The organism is Arthrobacter sp. Y3223164, assembly GCF_059091005.1.
The window spans coordinates 1-661 of the sequence record NZ_JBNHGF010000764.1 but is presented as its reverse complement, the minus strand read 5'-3'; the positions used below and the strand labels follow the sequence as shown (position 1 = coordinate 661).

Annotated in this window: 1 protein-coding gene; it reads left to right on the top strand. The window is 71.4% G+C overall.

Going from position 1 to position 661, the window contains the following annotated elements; genetic code table 11:
• Window positions 1-661 (top strand): MFS transporter (locus AC5RUJ_RS17880; protein WP_494156469.1); only part of this gene is annotated, 661 nt, incomplete at both ends.

Sequence of the window (661 nt, the reverse complement as noted above, 5' to 3'; positions counted from 1 at the left end):
GCCCCGTTTGCCGGCCGGCTGACCGTGCTCGTCGGCGTCCTGCTGCTGGCGCTCAGCCTGCGGCTGGCCGTCTCCGGCGTGTCGCCGGTGCTGGCGGATATTGCCGCGGATCTGCCGTTCGGCACGGCCTCCGCCGGTGTGCTGGGCATGCTGCCGACCGCCGCCTTCGCCGCTGCCGGGTTCGCAGTTCCGTTGCTGATGCGCCGGATCGGCATGGAAGCACTGCTGCTCGTGGCACTGGGCATGGCCGCCGTCGGCCAACTGGGCCGTGCGCTGGCCTCCGACGTGCCGGCGTTCCTGGTCCTGTCCGGCCTCACCATGGTTGGCTACGGGATCGGCAACATTTTGCTGCCGCCGCTGGTGAAGCGCTATTTCCCGGACCGGATCGGCCTCATCACCGCGCTTTACGTGACCTTGCTGGCGGCCAGTACGGCGCTCAGCCCGCTGCTTGCCGTGCCGCTTGAGCAGGCTGCCGGCTGGCGGTTCTCGATCGGAGTGTGGGCGGCCGTGAGCGCGGCCGCCCTCGTGCCGTGGCTGATGACTGCTTGGACGGAACATTGGCGCCGCCGCACCGCGCGCCTGGTGCTGCAGCCCTACCGGCCCGGCGGCTTGGACATCCTCCCGTCGGATGAGGGCAGCGCCCGGCAGCCGGCCGGTTCCG